Here is a 19565-nt window from a genome sequence, read left to right as displayed (position 1 = left end):
AACCCATTCGCAAAAAATTTTTATCGGCCTGTCGAATTCCCGTACCCCTGTTCGACTATTTATCAGTAATACCCTAAAACTTCCCAAACAACTGTTCACTAAAGGAGAACAACAATGAAAGTCATGGTAATGGTAAAAGCCTCTGCAGGTTCTGAAGCGGGAAAAATGCCGAGCGAAGCGCTGATGACGGCGATGATGAATTTTAACGAAGAGCTGGTGAAGGCTGGCATTATGGAGTCCGGCGATGGGCTTAAACCCACCAGCCAAGGCGTGCGCGTGCGTTTTGATGGCAGCCAGCGTGTGGTCACCACCGGCCCCTTTACCGAAACCAACGAATTAATTGCGGGCTATTGGATTTGGAATGTGAGCTCCATGGAAGAGGCCATCGAATGGGTGAAAAAGTGCCCCAATCCCATGGAAGAGGAAGCATCAGATATTGAAATTCGCACCTTTTATGACATAGAAGATTTTGCCGACGCTGACCCCGAGGGCAAATCCCGCGCGCAAGACGCGGCACTGCGCCAGGCACTGGCGATGCAAAAAGTGGAAGTGAATAACTATTTATTTTTCTCGGGCCGCTGCGATGAAGCGTTGGCGTTTTATCAGCAACATTTAAATGCCGAGATTAAATTCCTGATTCGTTTTAACGAAAGCCCCGACCCTATGCCCGAAGGCATGTTGCAAGCAGGCTTTGAAAATAAAGTGATGCACGCGGAATTCAGCCTTGGCAATGCCGTAGTCATGGCGTCCGATGGTTGTAATGATGCGGAAAAGTTCAGCGGCTTTCGCCTCACCTTAACGGTACCGAGCGAAGACGAAGCGCGCCGTATTTTTGCAGCGCTGGCCAGCAATGGCGGCACAGTGGATATGCCGCTGATGCAAACCTTTTGGTCGCCGCTGTACGGCCAAGTGACCGATCAATTTGGCGTGGGTTGGATGGTGATGTTGCCGGGTGAAGAGCCAGCGCAGAGCTAATTCTGCGCAGAGTAAATGGGTGATAACACGGGCAGTCTCTTTAGCCGATAAAACCGGCTTAAGAAACTGCCCGTTTTTTTATCTATCGTTTTTTATCTATCGTTTCTTATTAACAGTTTTTTACGCATCGCGTTTAACCACCAGCGTTTCCCACACGGCGACCACAATCAGAATGCCGGTAGTCACCGCACTTAATGCCAATGCAGAGAAATGGTGATGGGTGGCAAGTGGAATGGCACTGCACAACAACAGCAAACCAACCATGTGTGACAACGGTGGCGTGCGACGGTCATTGGTCACCCACTTAAACAACATGCACCCCGCTAAATAAAGCGCAGGGCCACCAATAATGGCCGCAATACCCGCAGGGGTTGCATGATCGGGATGCGCAAGCACCAGTTCATCGGCAACAGCGCAGACAATAATCCCGGCAATAATCGGGGCATGCATGTAGGTGTAAGCAAGGCGCGCCTGGCTGCCGGGGTCTGCGGAATGCAGGATGCGATGATGGGCGCGCTGCAAACCGGAATCAAAATAAATCCACCACAGGGCGAGTGAACCAATCACCGCGATTAAAAAGGCGCTGATTACCTCTGCGCTCCATTGTTGCTCCGCAAAGGTAGCGCCCGTCACCAGGAGCGATTCACCCAGCGCAATAATCACAAACAGCGCGCAGCGCTCTGCCATGTGATTGCCTTCCACATCCCAATCGCTGGTGCTGGAACGCCCTAAACCCGGCACCCAAAAAAGCGCGGCGGGCGAAATAAATTCGATAAAAAAGGCGATGCACCACAAAAGCAAACGCTGCTGGCCTTCGTGTAGCCCACCGGCAATCCAAAAAATGGCAGAGAAACACAACCAGATAAAAATGCGCTGAAAACTGCGCACAAAATTCGGTTTGCTGTGGCGAATGGCGTAAAGAAAAAACGCAGTGCGCCCGACTTGCATAAATACGTAAGCACAGGCGAATAACAAACCGCGCTCGGTAAATGCAGCCGGAATAGACACTGACATCAGCAGGCCAGCCAACATCAGCGCAAATAAACACAAGCGCACCGGCAGGCGATCCGGATCGAGCCAATTAGTAACCCAGGAGGTGTAAATCCATACCCACCATACGGCGAGCAATAACAACAAATGTTTTAACACACCATCGAGCGTTAAATTGGCCAGCAGGGAATGGGAGAGCTGGGTGATCGCAAATACAAAAACCAAATCAAAAAACAATTCGACCATCGCGACCTTGCCACTTTGGTCGCTGCCTCTAACGCGCAGTAACGACAACATCAATCAACCCTCGCCCTCAATAATGTGAGGCGCCACCATAACAGCCCGCGTGCAGAAGTGGGAGCCACTCAGGTTGTTGCCGCCGGTAGCCCCAATTCCACCAACTCCACCATCGCCTGCAATTCCTGACTGACTGCCTGGGTAGCGGATTGAAGCCGGGACTGATTTTGAAGTGAAGTTTGATCCCTAGCGTTATCGCGCAGCAGTTGTTCAAGTTGTTGCGCCAATTGCTCCAATGTATTCATCCCCAAACTGCCCGCGAGGGATTTGAGCGAGTGCACCTGGTTGAGGGCGTCCGCTGGGTCCTGGGCGATTAACGCCATTAAACCGCTAGCTAAACTGGCGCGCTCGGCAGCAAACCGCTCCAGCAAGCGACGGTAGAGGGCGTGGTTGTGCATCAGGTTGTGCTGGGCGCGCTGGGTGTCTATACCGCCGCGCTGCAATATGTCGAAGGGATCGGCGGCGGCAACCAAGGGCACAACTTGATGCTGCGCCTGACCCCAGCGGCGCAATACCGCTTGCAAGCGCGCGGGCTCAATTGGCTTGGATAAATAGTCATCCATGCCCGCCGCCAGATAGGCTTCGCGGTCGCCCGGCAGTGCATTGGCAGTGACTGCCACAATCGGGATAAACGTACCCGCTGCCAGCGCCCGGATGCGTGCGGCGGCTTCTACGCCGTCCATGCCCGGCAGCTGGATATCCATCAAAATCAGCGCAAAATGCTGCTGCTCCACCGCGGCAATTGCCTCTGGCCCCGAGCCGACACAGGTTACTTGCACCCCCATGCCGGTGAGTAGCGACTCAATGATTTCCTGATTGAGCAGGTTGTCCTCCACTACCAGCACCGGGCAAAGCGCCGGTAGCGATTGCTCTGCCGATTGCTCTGTTGATCGCCCCGCGAGCGGTTCAGTTCCGGCGTTGTGAGCGGGTTTATCGAGCGTGACCCGCAAGCGGAAACAGCTGCCCTGCCCCGGAATACTTTTTACATCGATATGCGCGTCCATAAGTTCCGCGAGATTTTTGCAAATGGATAGCCCCAACCCCGTGCCTTCAAAACGGCGCGCACTGGAGCTGTCCACCTGCTCAAACGGTTGGAATAACCTGGGCAACTGGTCGACCGCGATACCTATGCCGGTGTCCTCCACATCAAATAATAATTCCACCTGCTCCGGCCAGTCACGCACCTTGGTGACACGCAGGATCACCCCGCCCTGATCGGTAAATTTCACCGCGTTGGCGCAAAAGTTAATCAGTATCTGCCCCAGGCGCAGCTCATCACCCAGCAGGGTTTTAGGGATGGTCGGGTCTATGTCCGCGCGCAGGGTAAGGCCTTTGCCGGCGGCTTTTTCAAAGACCAGATCCAGGGTTTTATCCACCAATTGCTCAACCGCAAAGGGGTTGTTGTCCAGGCTGAGTTTGCCCGCCTCCATGCGCGAGAAATTCAAAATATCGTTAATAATTTGCAGCAAGTGTTCACCCGAGCCGCGCATTTTTTCCAGATAAATCCGCAGCCGCAGTTCCGGCCCGCTGGCCAAGGCCACATGGGCGAGGCCGATAATGGCGTTGAGCGGCGTGCGGATTTCATGGCTCATATTGGCAAGGAACTCGGCCTTGGAGTGCGACGCGGCCAGCGCTTCGTCCTTGGCGATCATCAACTCGCGGGTGCGCTCGCTCACCAGTTGTTCCAGATTTTGGTTGACCAGCGCCAGCTGCTGGTTGGCCACCACCCGCTCGGTAGAATCCACCCAGATGGTCGCGATGGCCTGGGGCGATTGACCGCGATGGTAGACCACCGGAAAACGCACTATGCGGTAGTAGCGCGGCTTGCCCTCGGCATCCAGCACTTCGCTGATAAAATCCTTGTGGTAGGAATCGCTGTCCAATTCCCGCTCTGCATCCACCAGTGGCCGCAGCCAGGAGGGAATAGGCAGTTGGTCGATATTGCGCCCGAGCAGTTCGGTTTTGCCCAGCCCCACCAATTCGCAAAAGGAAGGGTTGACCACAATGATGTGGTGATTGAGCGAGGTCATGTGAATGGGCGGTGGCAGGTTGTCCAGCAGCGAGCGAAAGCGCCCCTCACGGATCGATAGCCGGCGTCGGTTAATTATCGCCGCGCCGGTGAGCAACACTATCAGCAGGTTGGCGCCAATGCTGAGCGCGACAATAATATTGCGCGAGGCCAAATAGGGCGACATAGCTTCGTGCATGTCCTGCTCGACAATAATGCCCAGCTCCATCTCCTCCAGCCAACGCCCCGCCCCCGCTACCGCCACACCGCGATAATCCTGATAACCCAGGCTGACATAGGCACCCTGGCGATTAATTAAAAAATCCACCATCCGTGTCATTGGGCTTTGGCTGCCCTGCAGCGAGAAGTGATCGGCCATGACCTGTTCGCCCGCTTTGGTGGCCGAAAAACGCGGCGGGGTGACAAATATGCCCTTGCGATCAATCGCGTAAATTTCGCCCGAAGCGCCACTGCGGCCATTGAAAAAGATGGGAAAGAAACTGGACTGGGTGTTAAAGCGCAAACAGAAATAACCGGGGGTGGTGAGGTTTTCATCCAGCGCGATACACATGTTTTGCATGAGTGTACCGGCAGGTTGCGGGCCGCGCGGGCCATCGATAGGGAGCATGGCAGCGACCGGGCGAGAAATGGCCGGGCGATTGGCCAGGGCTTTATCCAATACCTCGTGGGTTTCGGCCAGGCGCACCGGCTGCCGGCGATAACTGGCACTACTCGCTGCGACCAATACCCGCTCGCGGTTGATCACCGAATAGCCATCAAAACCCATCACCATCAGCACCGGGTAAAGCCAATCGCGCAGGGCGTCGTGGGTGGAGGGGTTGTTCCCCTGCTCCATCAGCACCTGTTTGATCAGTGTGCGCCCCTGTACCGAATTGGCGAGCATATGAATCGCCGCCAAATTCTGCTGCTGCCAAACGTTAATCAATTCCGAGAAGGAGTTCAGCGAACCCTGCAAGTGCTCGCGCACTATGCGCTCCTGAGTGGCGTGGACATGACGCAGGGCAAAGAGGGTAGAAAAAATCAGCAGGGCTATGGCTAGCACTGCTGATAAGAGGGTGGGATTGACCAGCGATAAAAAAGGAAAGCGTTGCGCTACACGAGCAGAGTATTCAGTTATCCAGCGATAGAGGTTTGGCATATGGTGTTTGACTTTGCGCAGCACGTTCAATCCAGCCCAGCAACTCGCGTCCAGGTAATGGTCGCGCCAGCAGGAACCCTTGCGCCTGATTACAACCCAGGCTTTGCAGCAAGTGTAGCTCGGCTTCGGTCTCTACACCTTCGGCCACGGTTTTAATCCCCAAACGGGTGCCGGTATCGATAGCGGATTTCAAAATATTGCGCAGGTACTGGCGCTCGGGTGCACCGTGTACAAAGGAGCGATCAATCTTTAACTCGGAAAACGGAAAGCGTGACAACTGCTGCATGGAGGAAAACCCCGTGCCGTAATCGTCGATAGAAATACCAAAACCTTTCAAGCGCAAGCGGCTGATAGTGGCGAGCGCGGAGGGTAAATCCACCACCAGCGCGCTCTCGGTAATTTCAAACGTAATAAAATGCGCGGGGATGCCCTGGCGAATTACCCGCTGGATAATTTCATTGGCGAGGTTGAATTCCGCGAGGGACTTGGCCGAGAGGTTAATGGCCACCGGAATATATTGCCCGTGCTCCCACCAGTTATTCATGTCCTGCAGTATCTGCTCTAGCAGCGACAGGGTTAAATCGCCAATCAGCCCATGCTCCTCCGCCAGCGGAATAAACAAACTGGGTGGAATCCAATCGCCTTGGGCATTTTTCCAGCGCGCAAGCGCCTCCACACCGGCGACCTGCATGGTGTTTAAATCCAGCTTGGGCTGGTAAAACACTTGAATATTGGCGCGCTCCAGCGCTTGTTTCAGCTGGGCCAGATCGGGCGCCAAGGCGTTTTTAGTATCCGTGCCGGGCGCCGCAGTGGCAGCGCTGTAGCTACTCAAGGCATCGGCTAAATCGGCGGGGTTAATCGGTTTGCGGAAGGCACCGAGCAGGGTAATGCCCAGCGCTTCGGCCATAGTGGCAACGGCGCTAATCAGCACTTCATCGGAACTGCTGGCGAGAATCACCGCCGGTTTATGGGCAAAGGTAGCAATTTGTTGCAGCACTTCTATGCCATCCATGACCGGCATTTCCAGATCCAGCATCATCACCGCGGGCGGTTGGGCGATGCTGGCTAAATGTTCCAGCGCCACCTTGCCGTTCGCCGCTTCAATCACTTGGCTAATGCCAAACGCACTCAAGCACAAATGCGCGCTGTAGCGGTGCATGCTGCTGTCGTCCACCACCATTACCCCACGCTGGTGTAAATCTGCGTGCAGATCGGCTACCGGGCTGAGGTTGATGGATGAGTGCAAAGAAATCATAAAAGGCTTCTCGTGATTAAACCGCCAGTTAGCTGGCGATGCGGCCAAACGCAGCGCTGTGCGGAGCAAGCTCTGCGCGCTGCAGGCTAAACGCGGCGCGCTGGGAATTAGTTTCCGCACGCTCGACGTGGTTTTTATTAACAGTAATAGGTTTGCGATAAATAGAGGGGCGCAGTGTATCCACTGGCACCTGTAAACCCTGCAAGCTTTCGCAGTGCCCCAGAATTAACCATCCACCGGGGCGCAGTGCTTGCAACACATTATTCAGTACTTGTTGTTTGGTCGGGTTATCAAAATAAATCAGCACATTGCGCAAAAAAATCACATCGAACTTTTCCTGCTCGGGACGCGGGTGCAGCAAATTGTGCAATTCAAAATTCAGCGGCGCGCGCAGCGAGGGAACAACAGCCAACATACCGTCATATTCGCCAATGCCACGGCGACAAAAACGCTTTAAATAATCTGCCGGCATATGGTTGATGCGCTCGGCACGATACACACCCTGACGCGCGTGTTCCAGCACCTTGCGCGAAATATCGGTAGCCAAAATAGTCCAGTTGCTGGTGCCCAAACAATCCGCCAGCACCATCGCAATACTGTATGGCTCTTCGCCGGTGGAGGCAGCGGCGCACCAAACGCGCATGGTGCCGCTACCTTGGCGGGGAATTATCTCGTTGCGCAAAAAATCAAAATGCGCAGGTTCGCGGAAGAAATAGGTTTCATTGGTGGTGAGCAAATCGAGCATGATGTCGCGCTCATCCGCACCTTCGGGGCGAGCAATAAAATTGACGTAGGCGTCGTAGTTGGTGAACCCATAAATCGCCAAACGACGCCACAAACGACCTGTCACCAACGCGGTTTTATCCGGGCCAATCACAATGCCTGCCGTGCGATAGACAAACTCGCGGATCTTACCCAAGGCAGAGGCGCTGATGTCGTTGTGGAAATTCATCTATTCAAACCATCCAAAGTAAAAGGGTGAGCCAATTGTTATGACTAGCAGTGGTTCACAGTGTGATGGTTAGGCAAAAAAGACGTGAGAGTAAAAATACTCAGGGGGGATGGGGGATAACACCTAGGAGGGGAGCACGGCTGTGGGGGGGCAGCAACGTCCATAAGTTTGGAATTGGCGGTCAGCGCGCTATTACCCAGTCGCAATAATCCAATAAAGTAAAAATTGCTAGTAATCCTTTAAAACCTGACACAAGAATCCTTGTAAGCCTTATAGATACTAAATTACAATAAAATCACTATATCAACTCATTGTCAGGATTATTGCCATGTCAGCAGCCCAAAAGGTACTAACTCGGCTAAACCGACTACAGCGCGGCGTCCCTTTTCCTATCGACAGCTTTTATGAGCTGGGCAGTGAAAAATCCGTACAAAAAGCATTCAGTCGCTTGGTTAAAGAGGGGGTGGTCGCACGAGTATCTAAAGGCTTCTACGCTCGCCCTAAACCCTTACCAAGCCTGCCAAGCATTAAAACTACCGCCAGTGCCAATGAGGTTGCCCGTGCCTGGGCCAAAAAACATGGTTACAAGCTGGTGAGTCAAGGGTTGGAATCAGCTTACCGCTTGGGCTTTCAAACCCAAGCTCCTATGAAAGCCGTTTATTGGAGCAATGGCCCCAGCCGCCGATTTAAAGTCGGTAATGAAATTGTTGAAATAAAGCACCGATCTCCCGTTCAGTTGCGATGGGAGGGTAAGCCAGAAGGCACTTTGCTGCGCGGGCTTTCAGTTACGCCCGCAGAAGCAGTTGAAATGAATAACTTAACAACGGCATTTAAGCGCTTGTCACTTACCGGCTCAGAAGCCAAATCGGTTATTCATAAATTACTTGAATCCCCACTGCCGAAGCCTTGGCAAATAAAGCTGGAATCTTTTGAACGGACTCTACCTTAGTGAATATTTTTGATTTCTATAAAGACCCAACCAAACACGATGAACTGAGCGCGATTTTAACGCTGGGCGCACAACACCATCGGTATGGGCTTGCCAGTAATTTTCTGGAAAAGGATATTTGGGTAACTGAAATTCTGCGGTTATTGTTTGATGAAGGTTTGCTTGGTAATTACAGCACAGCGTTCAAAGGTGGAACCGCGTTAAGCAAATGTTGGAATGCTATTCAGCGCTTCTCTGAAGATATTGACCTGTCCATTCATTGGGCTGATCTAGCAGAGGCCGAAAATGAAGTGGAGGCATGGGACAAATCCAATAGCACGCCAAGCCAGCAGAAAAAGTTTCGCGATAAACAAAGCAAACTATTAACGCAGTGGTCGGAAGCTTTAGTTAACCGTTTAAATAAACGATTTGCTGCGTATGGCATAGACGGATTAGTCGCAGAATTGGATGCAGATTCCAAGGGCGAGAAAATTAACATTCGTTACCCAAGACTTGCAAAGGATATAAACAACTACCAGTTGGATTATATTCTGCTTGAATTCGGCGGCAGGAATCGTGGCCGCCCCACTATTACCAAACAAGTAGATACCTATCTTAGCGACGTTTCTGAACTTGCAGCACTAAAGCTACCAACTGCAAAAGTTCAAGCTTATGATCCGGCCTATATTCTCTGGGAAAAGTTAACAGCGCTACATCAGTTCTGCACCCAAACCAGCGAACCTAATCCAACCAGACTATCGCGCCACTGGTACGATGTTGATTGTTTGCTGCAGCAAAACTTTGCTGACCCTATTCAGAGTAGGCAGGCTATGTTGGATGTTATTGAAATGAAGTCGAACCGATGGGCGACTGCTGGCGTTAATTACCAGCAAATTGCTGCGGGCAAATTGGTTTTGATTCCAGATAAATATCGTCTTTCGAGCGCGGAAAAAGATCACACAGAGGCTATTGAAGGAGGAATGTTTTTCGGAGCACCAGATTCATTAGAAGTAATTCTTAGTAGATTGTTTCAGACTCAAAATGAAATTAATAATAAATTGAAAATAGCTGATTAACGCCAGCAAAACGATAGCCAGAAGCAACCAAACTAGCGGGATCATCCAGGGAAAACCTCATAGACTTACTTTAAATTTAACACCGCAATGGAGAATTACAAATGGAAGAAAAATTATTTAAGGAATCAATAGAACTTCTGAACAAGCGCTATCCTTCAGGCTGGGGCGGCGTAGCCGCTCTTGCAACTGAGAGTGGTAAAATTTTAACCAGTGTTGCGCCTGATACTAAAAATGATGCCTTGTCACTCTGCATGGAAGTCGGAGCATGTTTAGAGGCCCATAAAATAAACGAAAGAGTTACACATTCGCTATGTATATGCAGAGAGTCCGATAATTCTGAAGTTATAATTTTAACCCCTTGCGGAATCTGCCAAGAACGTCTTTCTCATTGGGGCGGAGGCGTGCTCGTTGCTGTAAGCACCCCAGAAAACAAATTAAAGTTCATTCAATTAAGAGAGCTTATGCCATACCATTGGTCTATTGTTAATGGTGTAATTCTCTAATAAACGCAGAAATCTGTAGTACCATAATCGATTAAATAAAAAACATGGAAATAATAGAAGCAAAATTATCAGACCTCCCACCGTTTTTTGAATACTTAGCAATACAGTTATTCGATAACGCAGCTGACAATTCTCCCCTCTTTCAGCCTATTGCCAAGGAGCACTGCCAAGTATCAGATTTGTTGAAAGCGAAATTTCAAAATGGTTTCGAATTCACCACAGGCAATCCAGACTGGAGAAAACTGTGGCTCGCCAAAAATAGAGACGATCAAATTCTTGGCCACATTGATTTACGGCATTACAACGATGAATACAGATTTCATCGTGTTTTGTTGGGCATGGGCGTTCATCACGCAGCGAGAAAGCAAGGCATTGGTCTGAAACTTCTAGAGACGGTCATTCTATTTTGTCGCGAATCCAGCAGCATCGAATGGTTGGATTTGAATGTACTTTCAAACAACCTACCTGCAAAAAAATTGTATTTAAAATGTGGCTTTACCATTATCGGAGAAATGACTGATTGTTATCGAATTGATGGAAAACTAATTGCTGAAACCACAATGACTTTAAATACGAAAATTTTCACTCCCCTTACCGCCCACTAAGCCCCATAAAATCCCGCATCAATTCCATCGCGGAATTCACGCGCAATTTTTCCATAATGCGCGCGCGGTGGTTTTCTACCGTGCGCACACTCAGGTTAAGTTTTGCGGCTATGTCTTTGCTGGATAGACCGGCGAGAACTTCGTGCAGAACTTCTTGCTCTTTGGGTGTAAGAAGGGCGATGCGCGCTTCGCGGGCGGCGAGTTGTAGGCGCTGTTGGTGTAACTCGCGGCTGAGGGCGAGTGCAGCCTGTAGTTTTTCCAGAAATTGATGGCCTTGGATGGGTTTTTCGACAAAATCGAAGGCGCCTTGTTTCATCGCTTCCACTGCGGCGCTGACTTCGGCGTAGCCGGTGACGATAATCAGCGGTGGCGGTACCGGGTAGCGCGCTTGCAAGGTTTTGTGTAGCTGCAGGCCGCTCACGCCGGGCATGCGCATATCGGAAATCACACACTCGCAGGGGCGCGGGCTGTAGGCCTGCAAAAATGCCTCGGCGCTGTTAAAACACAGGGGTTGTACCCCAATCGGCTCAATAATGCCGCTCATCAGCTCCAGCGTGATGCTGTCATCGTCGATAAGGTAGGCGGTAGCAAACGCAGCGGTATTCATGTCACTCCTTAGGGATAAACGGCTGGCCTTATTATGATTGTTCTCATGCCGGGCTAGGTGTAAATGAGTGTAGCAGAGGGCAGCGGATTTCACGGGCAGTGCTTGTATTCGCCGGTCATCTCCGTTAAAAAGCCGCCTCGCAACCTGCGCGCCGCCACTGGATACATTTGCCCCAGAGTTATTTATGAACAGACCTCTCACCCCCGAATACCTGCAGCGTTTTGGCGGCCTGGGCCGACTTTACGGCCAAGCCGCCCTGCCCGCACTGACGAACGCGCATTTTGCAGTGATCGGTTTGGGTGGTGTGGGTACCTGGGTGGCGGAAGCCCTCGCGCGCTCCGGTGTGGGCGAACTGACACTGATCGAGATGGACGAGGTGTGTATCACCAATACCAACCGCCAATCCCACGCGCTGCAATCCACCATCGGGCAATCCAAAAATCAGGTGATTAGCGAGCGCCTGCGCGATATCAACCCCGAATTAATTATTCATTCGGTGGAAGATTTTATCGACGATCACAACATGAAAGCGCTGATTGGCAAACACCACCATGTGGTGATTGATGCGATTGATGCCGCGCATTTAAAAGCGCGGCTGGTGGCTTATTGTTTGGCGATTAAAGTGCGCCTGATTACCATTGGTTCCTCGGGCGGCAAACGCAGCCCGCAAGCGGTCACGGTGGATGATTTGGGCCGCAGTATTAGCGACCCCATGCTCGGCAAAGTACGCACGCAGTTGTATCGCCACCACAATTTTGCGCGCGATAAAAATCGCAAATTTCGCGTGGATGCAGTGTATTCCACCGAACAGATGATTTACCCCAAACCCGACGGCTCGGTGTGTATGGATAAACAAGCGCTGGCCGACGGCGTGAAGCTGGATTGTGCTGGCGGTTTTGGCTCCAGCATGATGGTCACCGCCAGTTTTGGACTGGCGGCTGCGAATCGTGCGATTGAGCGTTATTTAACTAAGGTGCTTTAAAAAAACAAAAAAATTAAAAAAAGAAACTGCTTAAAAACAACGTTTAATTTCATTTAGTTTTTAAAACCCTCCAAAAGTTGATTTACATCAAGTAGTACGCGCCATTTTGTTGCACTCTGCTCAAATACAACTAGGCTGAAGCTCGGAGTTAGTAATAACCCTTGGAGAAAGCCAATGCAGGACCTGCCCATCGCTGAAGAGCGCGCAGAAAGTAGCGCCGAAGACGCCCAACGCAATCAACAACAAAAACAAAAAAAACGCGAATGGCGCTTATTCATTTTTATCATCGTTTTCCTCTTCCCTATATTGACCGTGGCACTTGTCAGTGCGATGGGGTTTTCTATTTGGTTTTATCAACTTATCGCCGGGCCACCGGGTGCGGGTTGATGTTGTATTGCCGCTAAAAATCACACAGGAGTGGTTATGCAGAGTTCGCTAATTGCCACCGAGGTGCTCAACGCACCGCCCACACACTTGCATATCGCCAGTTTTATTGCCCACGTGCGCCCCGAAAAAATGGCGTCGCTTAAAGTCTGGTTAACTGACATGCAACAAATGGAAATTCACGCCGAAAATGAACAAGGCAAATTAGTGCTGGTGACTGAGAGCAATAACGAGCAGCAAATTTTGCACTTACTCGATGAACTGCGTGCGCAAGCCGGTGTGCTCAACGCCGCATTGGTGTATCACGAACAAATTGACCTGGATGAATTAGCCGCCGAGGACCAGCTTTGATGAACATCACCCGCCGCTTATTTGCTAAAGCCAACGCCGCTGCGGTTGCCGCCGCCGCGATTGGTTTACCGCTGCCCGCCAGCGCGAGTAATTTAATTACCAACCGCGAACTCACCAACCTTAAATGGAACAAAGCGCCTTGCCGTTTTTGCGGCACTGGCTGCGGAGTGATGGTGGCCACCAAAGACAACCACGTGGTCGCCACCCACGGTGATGTAAAAGCCGAAGTGAACCGCGGCTTGAATTGTGCGAAGGGTTATTTCCTTTCCAAAATCATGTACGGCAGCGACCGTTTGCAACAGCCCATGCTGCGCATGACGAACGGCGAGTACGATAAAAATGGCGAGTTCACGCCCATCACTTGGGCACAAGCCTTTGCGATTATGGCCGACAAAGCCAAAACCGCCCTGCGCGATCACGGCCCCGAAAGTGTGGCCATGTTTGGCTCCGGCCAATGGACTATTTGGGAAGCCTATGCCGCGAGCAAATTGATGAAAGCTGGCTTGCGCACCAACAACCTTGACCCGAATGCACGCCACTGTATGGCGTCCGCCGTGGCCGGTTTTATGCGCACCTTTGGCATGGACGAACCCATGGGCTGCTACGACGATTTTGAAGCCGCCGATGCTTTTGTGCTTTGGGGTTCCAACATGGCGGAGATGCACCCGATTTTGTGGAGCCGCATCACCGACCGGCGCATGTCCTTCCCCCATGTGCAAGTCGCAGTGTTATCGCCCTATGAAACACGCAGTTTTGAATTGGCCGATGTGCCGCTGATTTTTAAACCGCAAACCGATTTAATTATTCTGAATTACATCGCCAATCACATTATTCAAAGCGGCAAGGTGAATCAGGAATTTGTGAAAAATCACACTCGTTTTGCCAAAGGGCAAGACGATATTGGCTACGGCCTGCGCCCGGAAGACGAACGCCAAAAAAGCGCCAAAGGTGCCGACAAAGCCAATACCTGGAGCGATATTACTTTTGACGATTTTGCCGACTACGTAAAACCCTACACTCTTGAACACACCGCCAAAGAAACCGGTGTGGGCAAAGATCACTTGCTACGTTTGGCAGAGATTTACGCTGACCCGAAAATCAAAGTCATGTCGCTGTGGACCATGGGTTTTAATCAGCATACGCGCGGTGTATGGGCCAATAACATGGTGTACAACCTGCATTTGCTCACCGGCAAAATTGCCGAACCGGGCAACAGCCCTTTCTCGCTTACCGGTCAGCCATCGGCCTGCGGCTCGGCGCGGGAAGTGGGTACTTTTTCCCATCGCTTACCCGCGGATTTGTTAGTCACTGACCCCAAACATCGCGCGATTACCGAAAAAATCTGGAAGCTGCCCGAAGGCACCATCCCCGAAAAAGTAGGCTTCTCGGCAGTGCATCAAAGCCGCAAATTAAAAGATGGCGTGATTCGTTTTTATTGGACCCAAGTCTCCAACAATATGCAGGCGGGGCCGAATATTGCGCAGGAAATTTTACCCGGCTGGCGCAACCCCAATGCGTTTGTGGTGGTGTCCGATGTGTACCCCACAGTATCGGCCCAAGCCGCCGATTTAATTTTGCCCAGCGCCATGTGGGTAGAAAAAGAAGGCGCTTATGGCAACGCCGAGCGCCGCACACAATTCTGGCACCAGTTGGTAACGGCGCCGGGTGAAGCCAAATCCGATTTGTGGCAACTCATCGAATTTTCCAAACACATCAAAACCGACGATGCCTGGCCACAAGAATTATTGGCAAAAGCCCCCGAGTACAAAAACAAAAGCCTATACGATGTGTTATTTGCCAACGGCCAGGTGGATAAATTTCCCAACAGCGAACGCGCCGCCGAGTATTTAAATACCGAAGCCGATGTGCTCGGCTTTTATGTGCAAAAAGGGCTGTTTGAAGAATACGCCCGTTTTGGGCGCGGCCACGGCCACGATCTGGCCGACTTTGACACCTACCATGAAGCGCGCGGTTTACGCTGGCCGGTGGTGGAGGGCAAAGAAACGCGCTGGCGCTATCGCGAAGGCTATGACCCCTATGTGAAAAAAGGTACCGGCGTGCAGTTTTATGGCAAGCCCGATAACCGCGCGATTATTTTCGCCCTGCCCTATGAGCCGCCCGCTGAATCGCCCGATAAGGATTACCCCTTCTGGCTCAGCACCGGGCGCGTATTGGAGCACTGGCACACCGGCACCATGACCAACCGCGTAGAGGAGTTACACGCGGCGGTGCCCGATGCATTGGTGTATATGAACCACGAAGACGCTGAAGCGATTGGTGTGCGTCAAGGCAGCGAAGTGCGGGTGATTAGTCGACGTGGTGCGGTGCGGGTGCGCGTTGAAACACGCGGAAGGGTTAAACCACCGCGCGGGCTAATTTTTATTCCGTTTTTTGATGCAACCAAACTGGTGAATAACGTCACGCTCGATGCCACTGATCCGATTTCGCTGCAAACCGATTACAAAAAATGCGCGGTAAAAATCGAACTGGTAAGCCTGGCCTAAGGAGCAGATGATGAACAAAATAATCGTGTTAGCCACTGCACTGCTCGGCGCCGTTGTTATCGCCAACGTTTCACCAGAGTTACAGGCACAGGATGTAAAAGAGCAGGATGTAAAAACCATTCCCCACGGTGGTGCGAATATTATTTTGGATGCATCCGCACCCGATGGTATTCGCCCCGGCGGCACACTGAGCCAGGATTTACCCGCGCCCAAAATAGCGCGGCAACGGATTAGCGCCGAACCTGCCAACCGCAATTACCCCGAGCAGCCGCCGATGATTCCGCACAACATTCGCGGTTATCAAATCGATAAAAACTTCAACATGTGCCTCACCTGCCATAGCCGCAGTGCCAGCCCTCAAACCGGTGCGCCCATGGTGAGTATCACCCATTATTACGATCGCGATGGCCAAGCGCTCGCGGCGGTATCACCGCGGCGCTATTTTTGTATTCAATGCCATTTGCCACAGCACGATGTAAAACCCGCACGCGGCAATAGTTTTAAAAGCATAGATACCATGCTGCAACAACCGGCGGTGGAGTGATTTATGAGTACAAACACCAATAAAAAAAGCCTGTTTAAACGCACGCTGGCTCTGGTGAAAGAATACTGGGGCCAGTTCCGTCGCCCTGCCGCTTACATCAGTTTGGGCACCTTGAGCATGGGCGGTTTTATTGCGGGTATTATTTTTTGGGGCGGTTTTAATACCGCATTGGAGTACACCAATACCGAACAATTTTGTATTGGCTGCCACGAAATGAAAAATAATCCCTATCAGGAATTGGCCAGCACTATTCACTACACCAATCGCTCCGGTGTACGCGCCATGTGTTCGGACTGCCATGTACCTCATGAATGGACGGATAAAATCGCGCGCAAAATGCAGGCATCCAAAGAAGTATGGGGGAAAATATTTGGCACCATTAATACCCGCGAAAAATTTCTCGCTAAACGGCGCGAACTGGCTGAACGGGAATGGGCACGTTTAAAAGCCAACGACTCATTGGAGTGCCGTAACTGTCACGCATTAGAGTCAATGGATTTCACCCAGCAATCACCGCGCGCGCAAGCCATGCACTCCACGCTGCTCGCCAGCGGTGAAAAAACCTGCATCGATTGCCACAAAGGCATCGCCCACCATTTACCGGATATGGCCGGTGTTCCCATGGTGACCAGCATTGAATTTCAGGAGCCCTGGCAACAATTTATCGCCGAGGAAATTGCAACAACCAATTAATAACCGGAATGTAGGTTGGAATTGTTTAGGTGGTCGTAAATCCGCGCAATAATTGCATTAAAGCCATTATTGCGCGACGGCGTTAAATGTTTTTCCAAACCCAATTCGCGCAACTCGCCCTGCAAATCCAGCCCGATTAATTCCGCGCGAGTTTTACCATTTACCTGCACCAACAGCAGCGATGCCAAACCCTTAATCACGCTGCTGTCAGCATCCAGCGCAAAATAATAACGCTCTTGAGCAAGGCTGCAGCCAAGCCATACCGGCACTTCGCAGCCGCGAATCAGATTATCTGCGATGCGTAACTCCGGCTTGGGCGATAACAGCTTGCCCCACTGAATAATTAATTTGTATTGCTGCTGCCAATTCTGCGTCGCGCGCAATTGCGCTAGTGAAATACTGGAAAGATCATCGTGATACTGCACAGGAATAACTCATCAAAAAAAGGCGATTATAAAGCGCTGTTGCAAATTTCCCCAAACACAGTCTTCACTGGCTTTAAGAATCTTTACCTTATCGCCATAGGCTCACGCAAAAAACTGTGCGTAAAATGCACGCTGCGATCTGCCCTGCCCCGCTTAATACAACAACGACAGACGCCACCACTACCGAAAACGCCACAAGGCGCATTTATTACAGCTCTCGTGATTAACGACTACTGCGTTTCCCGAGGGATTTATGAACAACTTTTTCCAGCACTTCCGCACATCGTTGTGGCTCCAACTGACTGTTTTGCTCATCGCGTTCAGCGTGACAGCATGTAGCAATACCACCGCAACATCCGCTATCACTGCTTCTGCCACAACGTCTACCGCAGCAAAATCGCCGCTAAAAGTCATCGCTTACTACATGGGCGATGGCAGCGATCTGGCACGGTACGATTTTAATCAGCTGACTCACATCATCTACAGTTTTTTGCATTTAAATGGTAACCAACTCGCATTTGATAATGATAAAGACCAACAAGCCTTTGCGCGCTTGGTTGCACTGAAAAAAGATTATCCCCATTTAAAAGTTATGCTGTCACTTGGCGGCTGGGGCGGCTGTGAAACCTGTTCCGATATATTTAACAGCCCCGATAATCGCACCGCATTTGCACAATCCACGCTCGCACTTATTCAGCAACACAACGCCGATGGCATCGACCTGGATTGGGAATACCCCACGGTTCCCGGTTTCCCTGGCCATAAATATGCAGATTATGATCGCGCTAATTTCACTGCGCTGATTCGCGAATTGCGCGCGCAATTGGGCAGCCAGTATGAGTTAAGTTTTGCTGCGGGCGGGTTTGATTCATTTTTGGAAAAAGCAGTGGACTGGGCCGCGATTATGCCGTTGCTGGATAATGTCAACCTGATGAGCTACGACATAGTCAATGGCGGTACACCGCACACTGGCCACCACACCGCGCTCTATTCCACACCCGAGCAAAAAGATTCCACCGACAATGCCGTAGAGTTTTTATTACGCCAGGGTGTAGCACCGCACAAAATAGTTATCGGTGCCGCCTTTTATGCACGCGTGTGGAAGGATGTTGCAGCCACCAACAATGGGCTTTATCAACACGGCACCCATATCGAAGGTTATGGTTATAAGGAATTCGCCGCACAATTTAGTGCTGCAAAAGGCTATGCGTATCACTGGGATGAGGTAGCACAGGCGCCCAGTTACTACAGCAAACAACAGCAAACCTTCGCGACCTTTGATGACCCGCGCTCGCTGAGCGCAAAAGTGGACTATGTAAAAAAATATAATCTCGGTGGCATTATGTTTTGGCAGTTACCACACGACAGCGACAGCAATGGTTTGCTCGATGCAATTCATCACAGCGTGCATAAAGTAAAATAATTTACGGCGGCAAACCAAATAACCGCTGCGCATTGCGGGTGGTGACTTCCGCCACCTGCTCAACACTCACCCCTTGCAACCGTGCCAGGGTTTGCGCGATAACAGGAAGATATTCCGGGCTATTGCGCTCACCCTGTTTGCCGCAAACAGGCATGTCCGGCGCGTCAGTTTCCAACAATAAATATTGCAGCGGGATTTTGCTAAACGTCGCTCGTGTTTTTTGCGCACGCTCGTAAGTAATGGTACCGCCCACCCCCAATAAAAAACCGTGTGCGATAAATTGCTGCGCCGTTTCCAAACTGCCGCTAAAGGCATGAATCACGCCGCCGTAACGCGGTGACTGTTGTTTGAAACACGCGAGCATTTCATTGTGGGTTTTTACGCTATGAATAATCAGCGGCTTGTGAAATTGATTGGCAAGTTCGATATGCAAACCCAGCAGTTGTTGTTGCAGCGCGAGCGGTACCTGAATAAGTTTATCCAACCCACATTCACCCACCGCAATACAGCGCTCACCTGCGCCGCGCTGCCTGCGCGTGAATTCATCGCCCAATAATTGTTTGATCTGCTGCTGTGTTATTTCATCCAACAGACCCACACTATTGGTCGCACACCAATGCTGTTGTTCGATCCAATGCGGGTGAATACCCGCCGCATAATAAAACCCGGGATATTGTTGGCATAACTGTGCCGCCGTTTGCCACTGCTCTGGGCTAACACCGGGAATGATCAGGTGATTAACCCCCAGTCGCTGGCAGTGCGCCCACACGGCCGCACGGTCTGCAGCAAAAACCGGAAAGTCAAAATGGCAGTGGCTATCAACAAAATGGTAGCGGTTATTAAATAGTTGCATGATGTTGACTGTTGTTAGCGATAAAGATGTCACTTGGCAGTGTGGCATAAT

Annotated in this window: 19 protein-coding genes; 12 read left to right on the top strand and 7 right to left on the bottom strand. The window is 51.1% G+C overall.

Annotation, left to right across the window (positions count from 1 at the left end; all coding sequences use genetic code 11):
• The first annotated feature begins 114 nt into the window (after positions 1–114).
• The gene (locus NNX04_RS19400) at positions 115–975 is read left to right on the top strand and encodes a YciI family protein (protein ID WP_261946872.1); all 861 of its coding nucleotides are present in this window, start codon (positions 115–117) and stop codon (positions 973–975) included.
• 120 nt (positions 976–1095) lie between these two features.
• Here the strand turns inward: NNX04_RS19400 and NNX04_RS19395 are convergent, their stop codons facing one another.
• The 4 genes from NNX04_RS19395 to NNX04_RS19380 all read right to left on the bottom strand — a co-directional run bounded on the left by NNX04_RS19395 (position 1096) and on the right by NNX04_RS19380 (position 7636).
• The gene (locus NNX04_RS19395) at positions 1096–2262 is read right to left on the bottom strand and encodes a low temperature requirement protein A (protein ID WP_040392868.1); all 1167 of its coding nucleotides are present in this window, start codon (positions 2260–2262) and stop codon (positions 1096–1098) included.
• Positions 2263–2330: 68 nt separating this feature from the next.
• Entirely contained in the window at positions 2331–5453 is a 3123-nt protein-coding gene (locus NNX04_RS19390) for an ATP-binding protein (protein ID WP_261946871.1), read from the bottom strand.
• Entirely contained in the window at positions 5401–6684 is a 1284-nt protein-coding gene (locus NNX04_RS19385; protein ID WP_007644349.1) for an EAL domain-containing response regulator, read from the bottom strand. Before NNX04_RS19385 ends, NNX04_RS19390 begins: the two co-directional genes overlap by 53 nt.
• Before the next feature lie 28 nt (positions 6685–6712).
• Positions 6713–7636, bottom strand: a complete 924-nt coding sequence (locus tag NNX04_RS19380; RefSeq protein WP_261946870.1) for a CheR family methyltransferase — start codon at positions 7634–7636, stop codon at positions 6713–6715.
• A gap of 328 nt (positions 7637–7964) precedes the next feature.
• Between NNX04_RS19380 and NNX04_RS19375 the strand changes: the two genes are divergently transcribed.
• The 4 genes from NNX04_RS19375 (at position 7965) to NNX04_RS19360 (ending at position 10748) form a co-directional block, all read left to right on the top strand.
• Positions 7965–8585 (top strand): type IV toxin-antitoxin system AbiEi family antitoxin domain-containing protein, encoded by a 621-nt coding sequence (locus NNX04_RS19375; RefSeq protein ID WP_261946869.1) that lies wholly within the window; start codon positions 7965–7967, stop codon positions 8583–8585.
• Positions 8585–9640 carry a nucleotidyl transferase AbiEii/AbiGii toxin family protein gene (locus NNX04_RS19370; protein WP_261946868.1) on the top strand — a complete coding sequence of 352 codons (1056 nt, stop codon included), beginning with the start codon at positions 8585–8587 and terminating at the stop codon, positions 9638–9640. The genes NNX04_RS19375 and NNX04_RS19370 overlap by 1 nt, the downstream gene beginning before the upstream one ends.
• Positions 9641–9741: 101 nt before the next feature.
• Positions 9742–10143, top strand: a complete 402-nt coding sequence (locus NNX04_RS19365; RefSeq protein ID WP_261946867.1) for a cytidine deaminase — start codon at positions 9742–9744, stop codon at positions 10141–10143.
• A 44-nt stretch (positions 10144–10187) separates the two neighbouring features.
• A complete protein-coding gene (locus tag NNX04_RS19360; RefSeq protein WP_261946866.1) occupies positions 10188–10748 on the top strand; it encodes a GNAT family N-acetyltransferase in 561 nt (186 codons plus the stop codon).
• Here NNX04_RS19360 and NNX04_RS19355 read toward each other — a convergent pair.
• A complete protein-coding gene (locus tag NNX04_RS19355; protein WP_261946865.1) occupies positions 10735–11355 on the bottom strand; it encodes a response regulator transcription factor in 621 nt (206 codons plus the stop codon). The two genes, NNX04_RS19360 and NNX04_RS19355, sit on opposite strands and share 14 nt — an antisense overlap.
• A gap of 184 nt (positions 11356–11539) precedes the next feature.
• Between NNX04_RS19355 and NNX04_RS19350 the strand changes: the two genes are divergently transcribed.
• The 6 genes from NNX04_RS19350 to NNX04_RS19325 all read left to right on the top strand — a co-directional run bounded on the left by NNX04_RS19350 (position 11540) and on the right by NNX04_RS19325 (position 16813).
• The gene (locus NNX04_RS19350; RefSeq protein ID WP_261946864.1) at positions 11540–12337 is read left to right on the top strand and encodes a tRNA threonylcarbamoyladenosine dehydratase; all 798 of its coding nucleotides are present in this window, start codon (positions 11540–11542) and stop codon (positions 12335–12337) included.
• 174 nt (positions 12338–12511) lie between these two features.
• The gene (locus tag NNX04_RS19345) at positions 12512–12724 is read left to right on the top strand and encodes a periplasmic nitrate reductase, NapE protein (RefSeq protein WP_261946863.1); all 213 of its coding nucleotides are present in this window, start codon (positions 12512–12514) and stop codon (positions 12722–12724) included.
• 36 nt (positions 12725–12760) lie between these two features.
• On the top strand, positions 12761–13072 hold the full coding sequence (locus NNX04_RS19340) for a chaperone NapD (protein ID WP_261946862.1): 312 nt from the start codon (positions 12761–12763) through the stop codon (positions 13070–13072).
• A complete protein-coding gene (napA, locus tag NNX04_RS19335) occupies positions 13072–15576 on the top strand; it encodes a nitrate reductase catalytic subunit NapA (protein WP_261946861.1) in 2505 nt (834 codons plus the stop codon). The genes NNX04_RS19340 and napA overlap by 1 nt, the downstream gene beginning before the upstream one ends.
• A gap of 7 nt (positions 15577–15583) precedes the next feature.
• On the top strand, positions 15584–16120 hold the full coding sequence (locus NNX04_RS19330) for a nitrate reductase cytochrome c-type subunit (protein ID WP_007644359.1): 537 nt from the start codon (positions 15584–15586) through the stop codon (positions 16118–16120).
• Between the two features lie 3 nt (positions 16121–16123).
• Complete coding sequence (locus NNX04_RS19325; protein WP_261946860.1) at positions 16124–16813, top strand: cytochrome c3 family protein; 690 nt, start codon at positions 16124–16126, stop codon at positions 16811–16813.
• Here NNX04_RS19325 and NNX04_RS19320 read toward each other — a convergent pair.
• Positions 16810–17238, bottom strand: a complete 429-nt coding sequence (locus NNX04_RS19320) for a SufE family protein (RefSeq protein WP_261946859.1) — start codon at positions 17236–17238, stop codon at positions 16810–16812. The two genes, NNX04_RS19325 and NNX04_RS19320, sit on opposite strands and share 4 nt — an antisense overlap.
• Positions 17239–17491: 253 nt before the next feature.
• On the opposite strand from NNX04_RS19320, the gene NNX04_RS19315 reads away from it, so the two are divergent.
• Positions 17492–18661: a glycoside hydrolase family 18 protein gene (locus tag NNX04_RS19315; protein WP_261946858.1), complete on the top strand. Its 1170-nt coding sequence runs from the start codon at positions 17492–17494 to the stop codon at positions 18659–18661.
• Position 18662: 1 nt separating this feature from the next.
• On the opposite strand, the gene NNX04_RS19310 is transcribed toward NNX04_RS19315, so the two are convergent.
• Complete coding sequence (locus NNX04_RS19310; RefSeq protein WP_261946857.1) at positions 18663–19514, bottom strand: TatD family hydrolase; 852 nt, start codon at positions 19512–19514, stop codon at positions 18663–18665.
• Between the last annotated feature and the right edge of the window lie 51 nt (positions 19515–19565).

It is taken from the genome of Cellvibrio sp. QJXJ (assembly GCF_024452345.1).
Classification (GTDB): Bacteria; Pseudomonadota; Gammaproteobacteria; order Pseudomonadales; family Cellvibrionaceae; genus Cellvibrio.
The sequence above is the reverse complement of the archived record's forward strand: the minus strand, read 5'-3'. Positions and strand labels throughout refer to the sequence as shown.

Bases quoted from the DNA above. Each gene is read 5' to 3' on its own strand.
- NNX04_RS19400 (WP_261946872.1), top strand. From the start codon at position 115: ATGAAAGTCATGGTAATGGTAAAAGCCTCTGCAGGTTCTGAAGCGGGA.
- NNX04_RS19395 (WP_040392868.1), bottom strand. From the start codon at position 2,262: ATGTTGTCGTTACTGCGCGTTAGAGGCAGCGACCAAAGTGGCAAGGTC.
- NNX04_RS19385 (WP_007644349.1), bottom strand. From the start codon at position 6,684: ATGATTTCTTTGCACTCATCCATCAACCTCAGCCCGGTAGCCGATCTG.
- NNX04_RS19380 (WP_261946870.1), bottom strand. From the start codon at position 7,636: ATGAATTTCCACAACGACATCAGCGCCTCTGCCTTGGGTAAGATCCGC.
- NNX04_RS19375 (WP_261946869.1), top strand. From the start codon at position 7,965: ATGTCAGCAGCCCAAAAGGTACTAACTCGGCTAAACCGACTACAGCGC.
- NNX04_RS19365 (WP_261946867.1), top strand. From the start codon at position 9,742: ATGGAAGAAAAATTATTTAAGGAATCAATAGAACTTCTGAACAAGCGC.
- NNX04_RS19360 (WP_261946866.1), top strand. From the start codon at position 10,188: ATGGAAATAATAGAAGCAAAATTATCAGACCTCCCACCGTTTTTTGAA.
- NNX04_RS19355 (WP_261946865.1), bottom strand. From the start codon at position 11,355: ATGAATACCGCTGCGTTTGCTACCGCCTACCTTATCGACGATGACAGC.
- NNX04_RS19350 (WP_261946864.1), top strand. From the start codon at position 11,540: ATGAACAGACCTCTCACCCCCGAATACCTGCAGCGTTTTGGCGGCCTG.
- NNX04_RS19345 (WP_261946863.1), top strand. From the start codon at position 12,512: ATGCAGGACCTGCCCATCGCTGAAGAGCGCGCAGAAAGTAGCGCCGAA.
- NNX04_RS19340 (WP_261946862.1), top strand. From the start codon at position 12,761: ATGCAGAGTTCGCTAATTGCCACCGAGGTGCTCAACGCACCGCCCACA.
- napA (WP_261946861.1), top strand. From the start codon at position 13,072: ATGAACATCACCCGCCGCTTATTTGCTAAAGCCAACGCCGCTGCGGTT.
- NNX04_RS19330 (WP_007644359.1), top strand. From the start codon at position 15,584: ATGATGAACAAAATAATCGTGTTAGCCACTGCACTGCTCGGCGCCGTT.
- NNX04_RS19325 (WP_261946860.1), top strand. From the start codon at position 16,124: ATGAGTACAAACACCAATAAAAAAAGCCTGTTTAAACGCACGCTGGCT.
- NNX04_RS19315 (WP_261946858.1), top strand. From the start codon at position 17,492: ATGAACAACTTTTTCCAGCACTTCCGCACATCGTTGTGGCTCCAACTG.
- NNX04_RS19310 (WP_261946857.1), bottom strand. From the start codon at position 19,514: ATGCAACTATTTAATAACCGCTACCATTTTGTTGATAGCCACTGCCAT.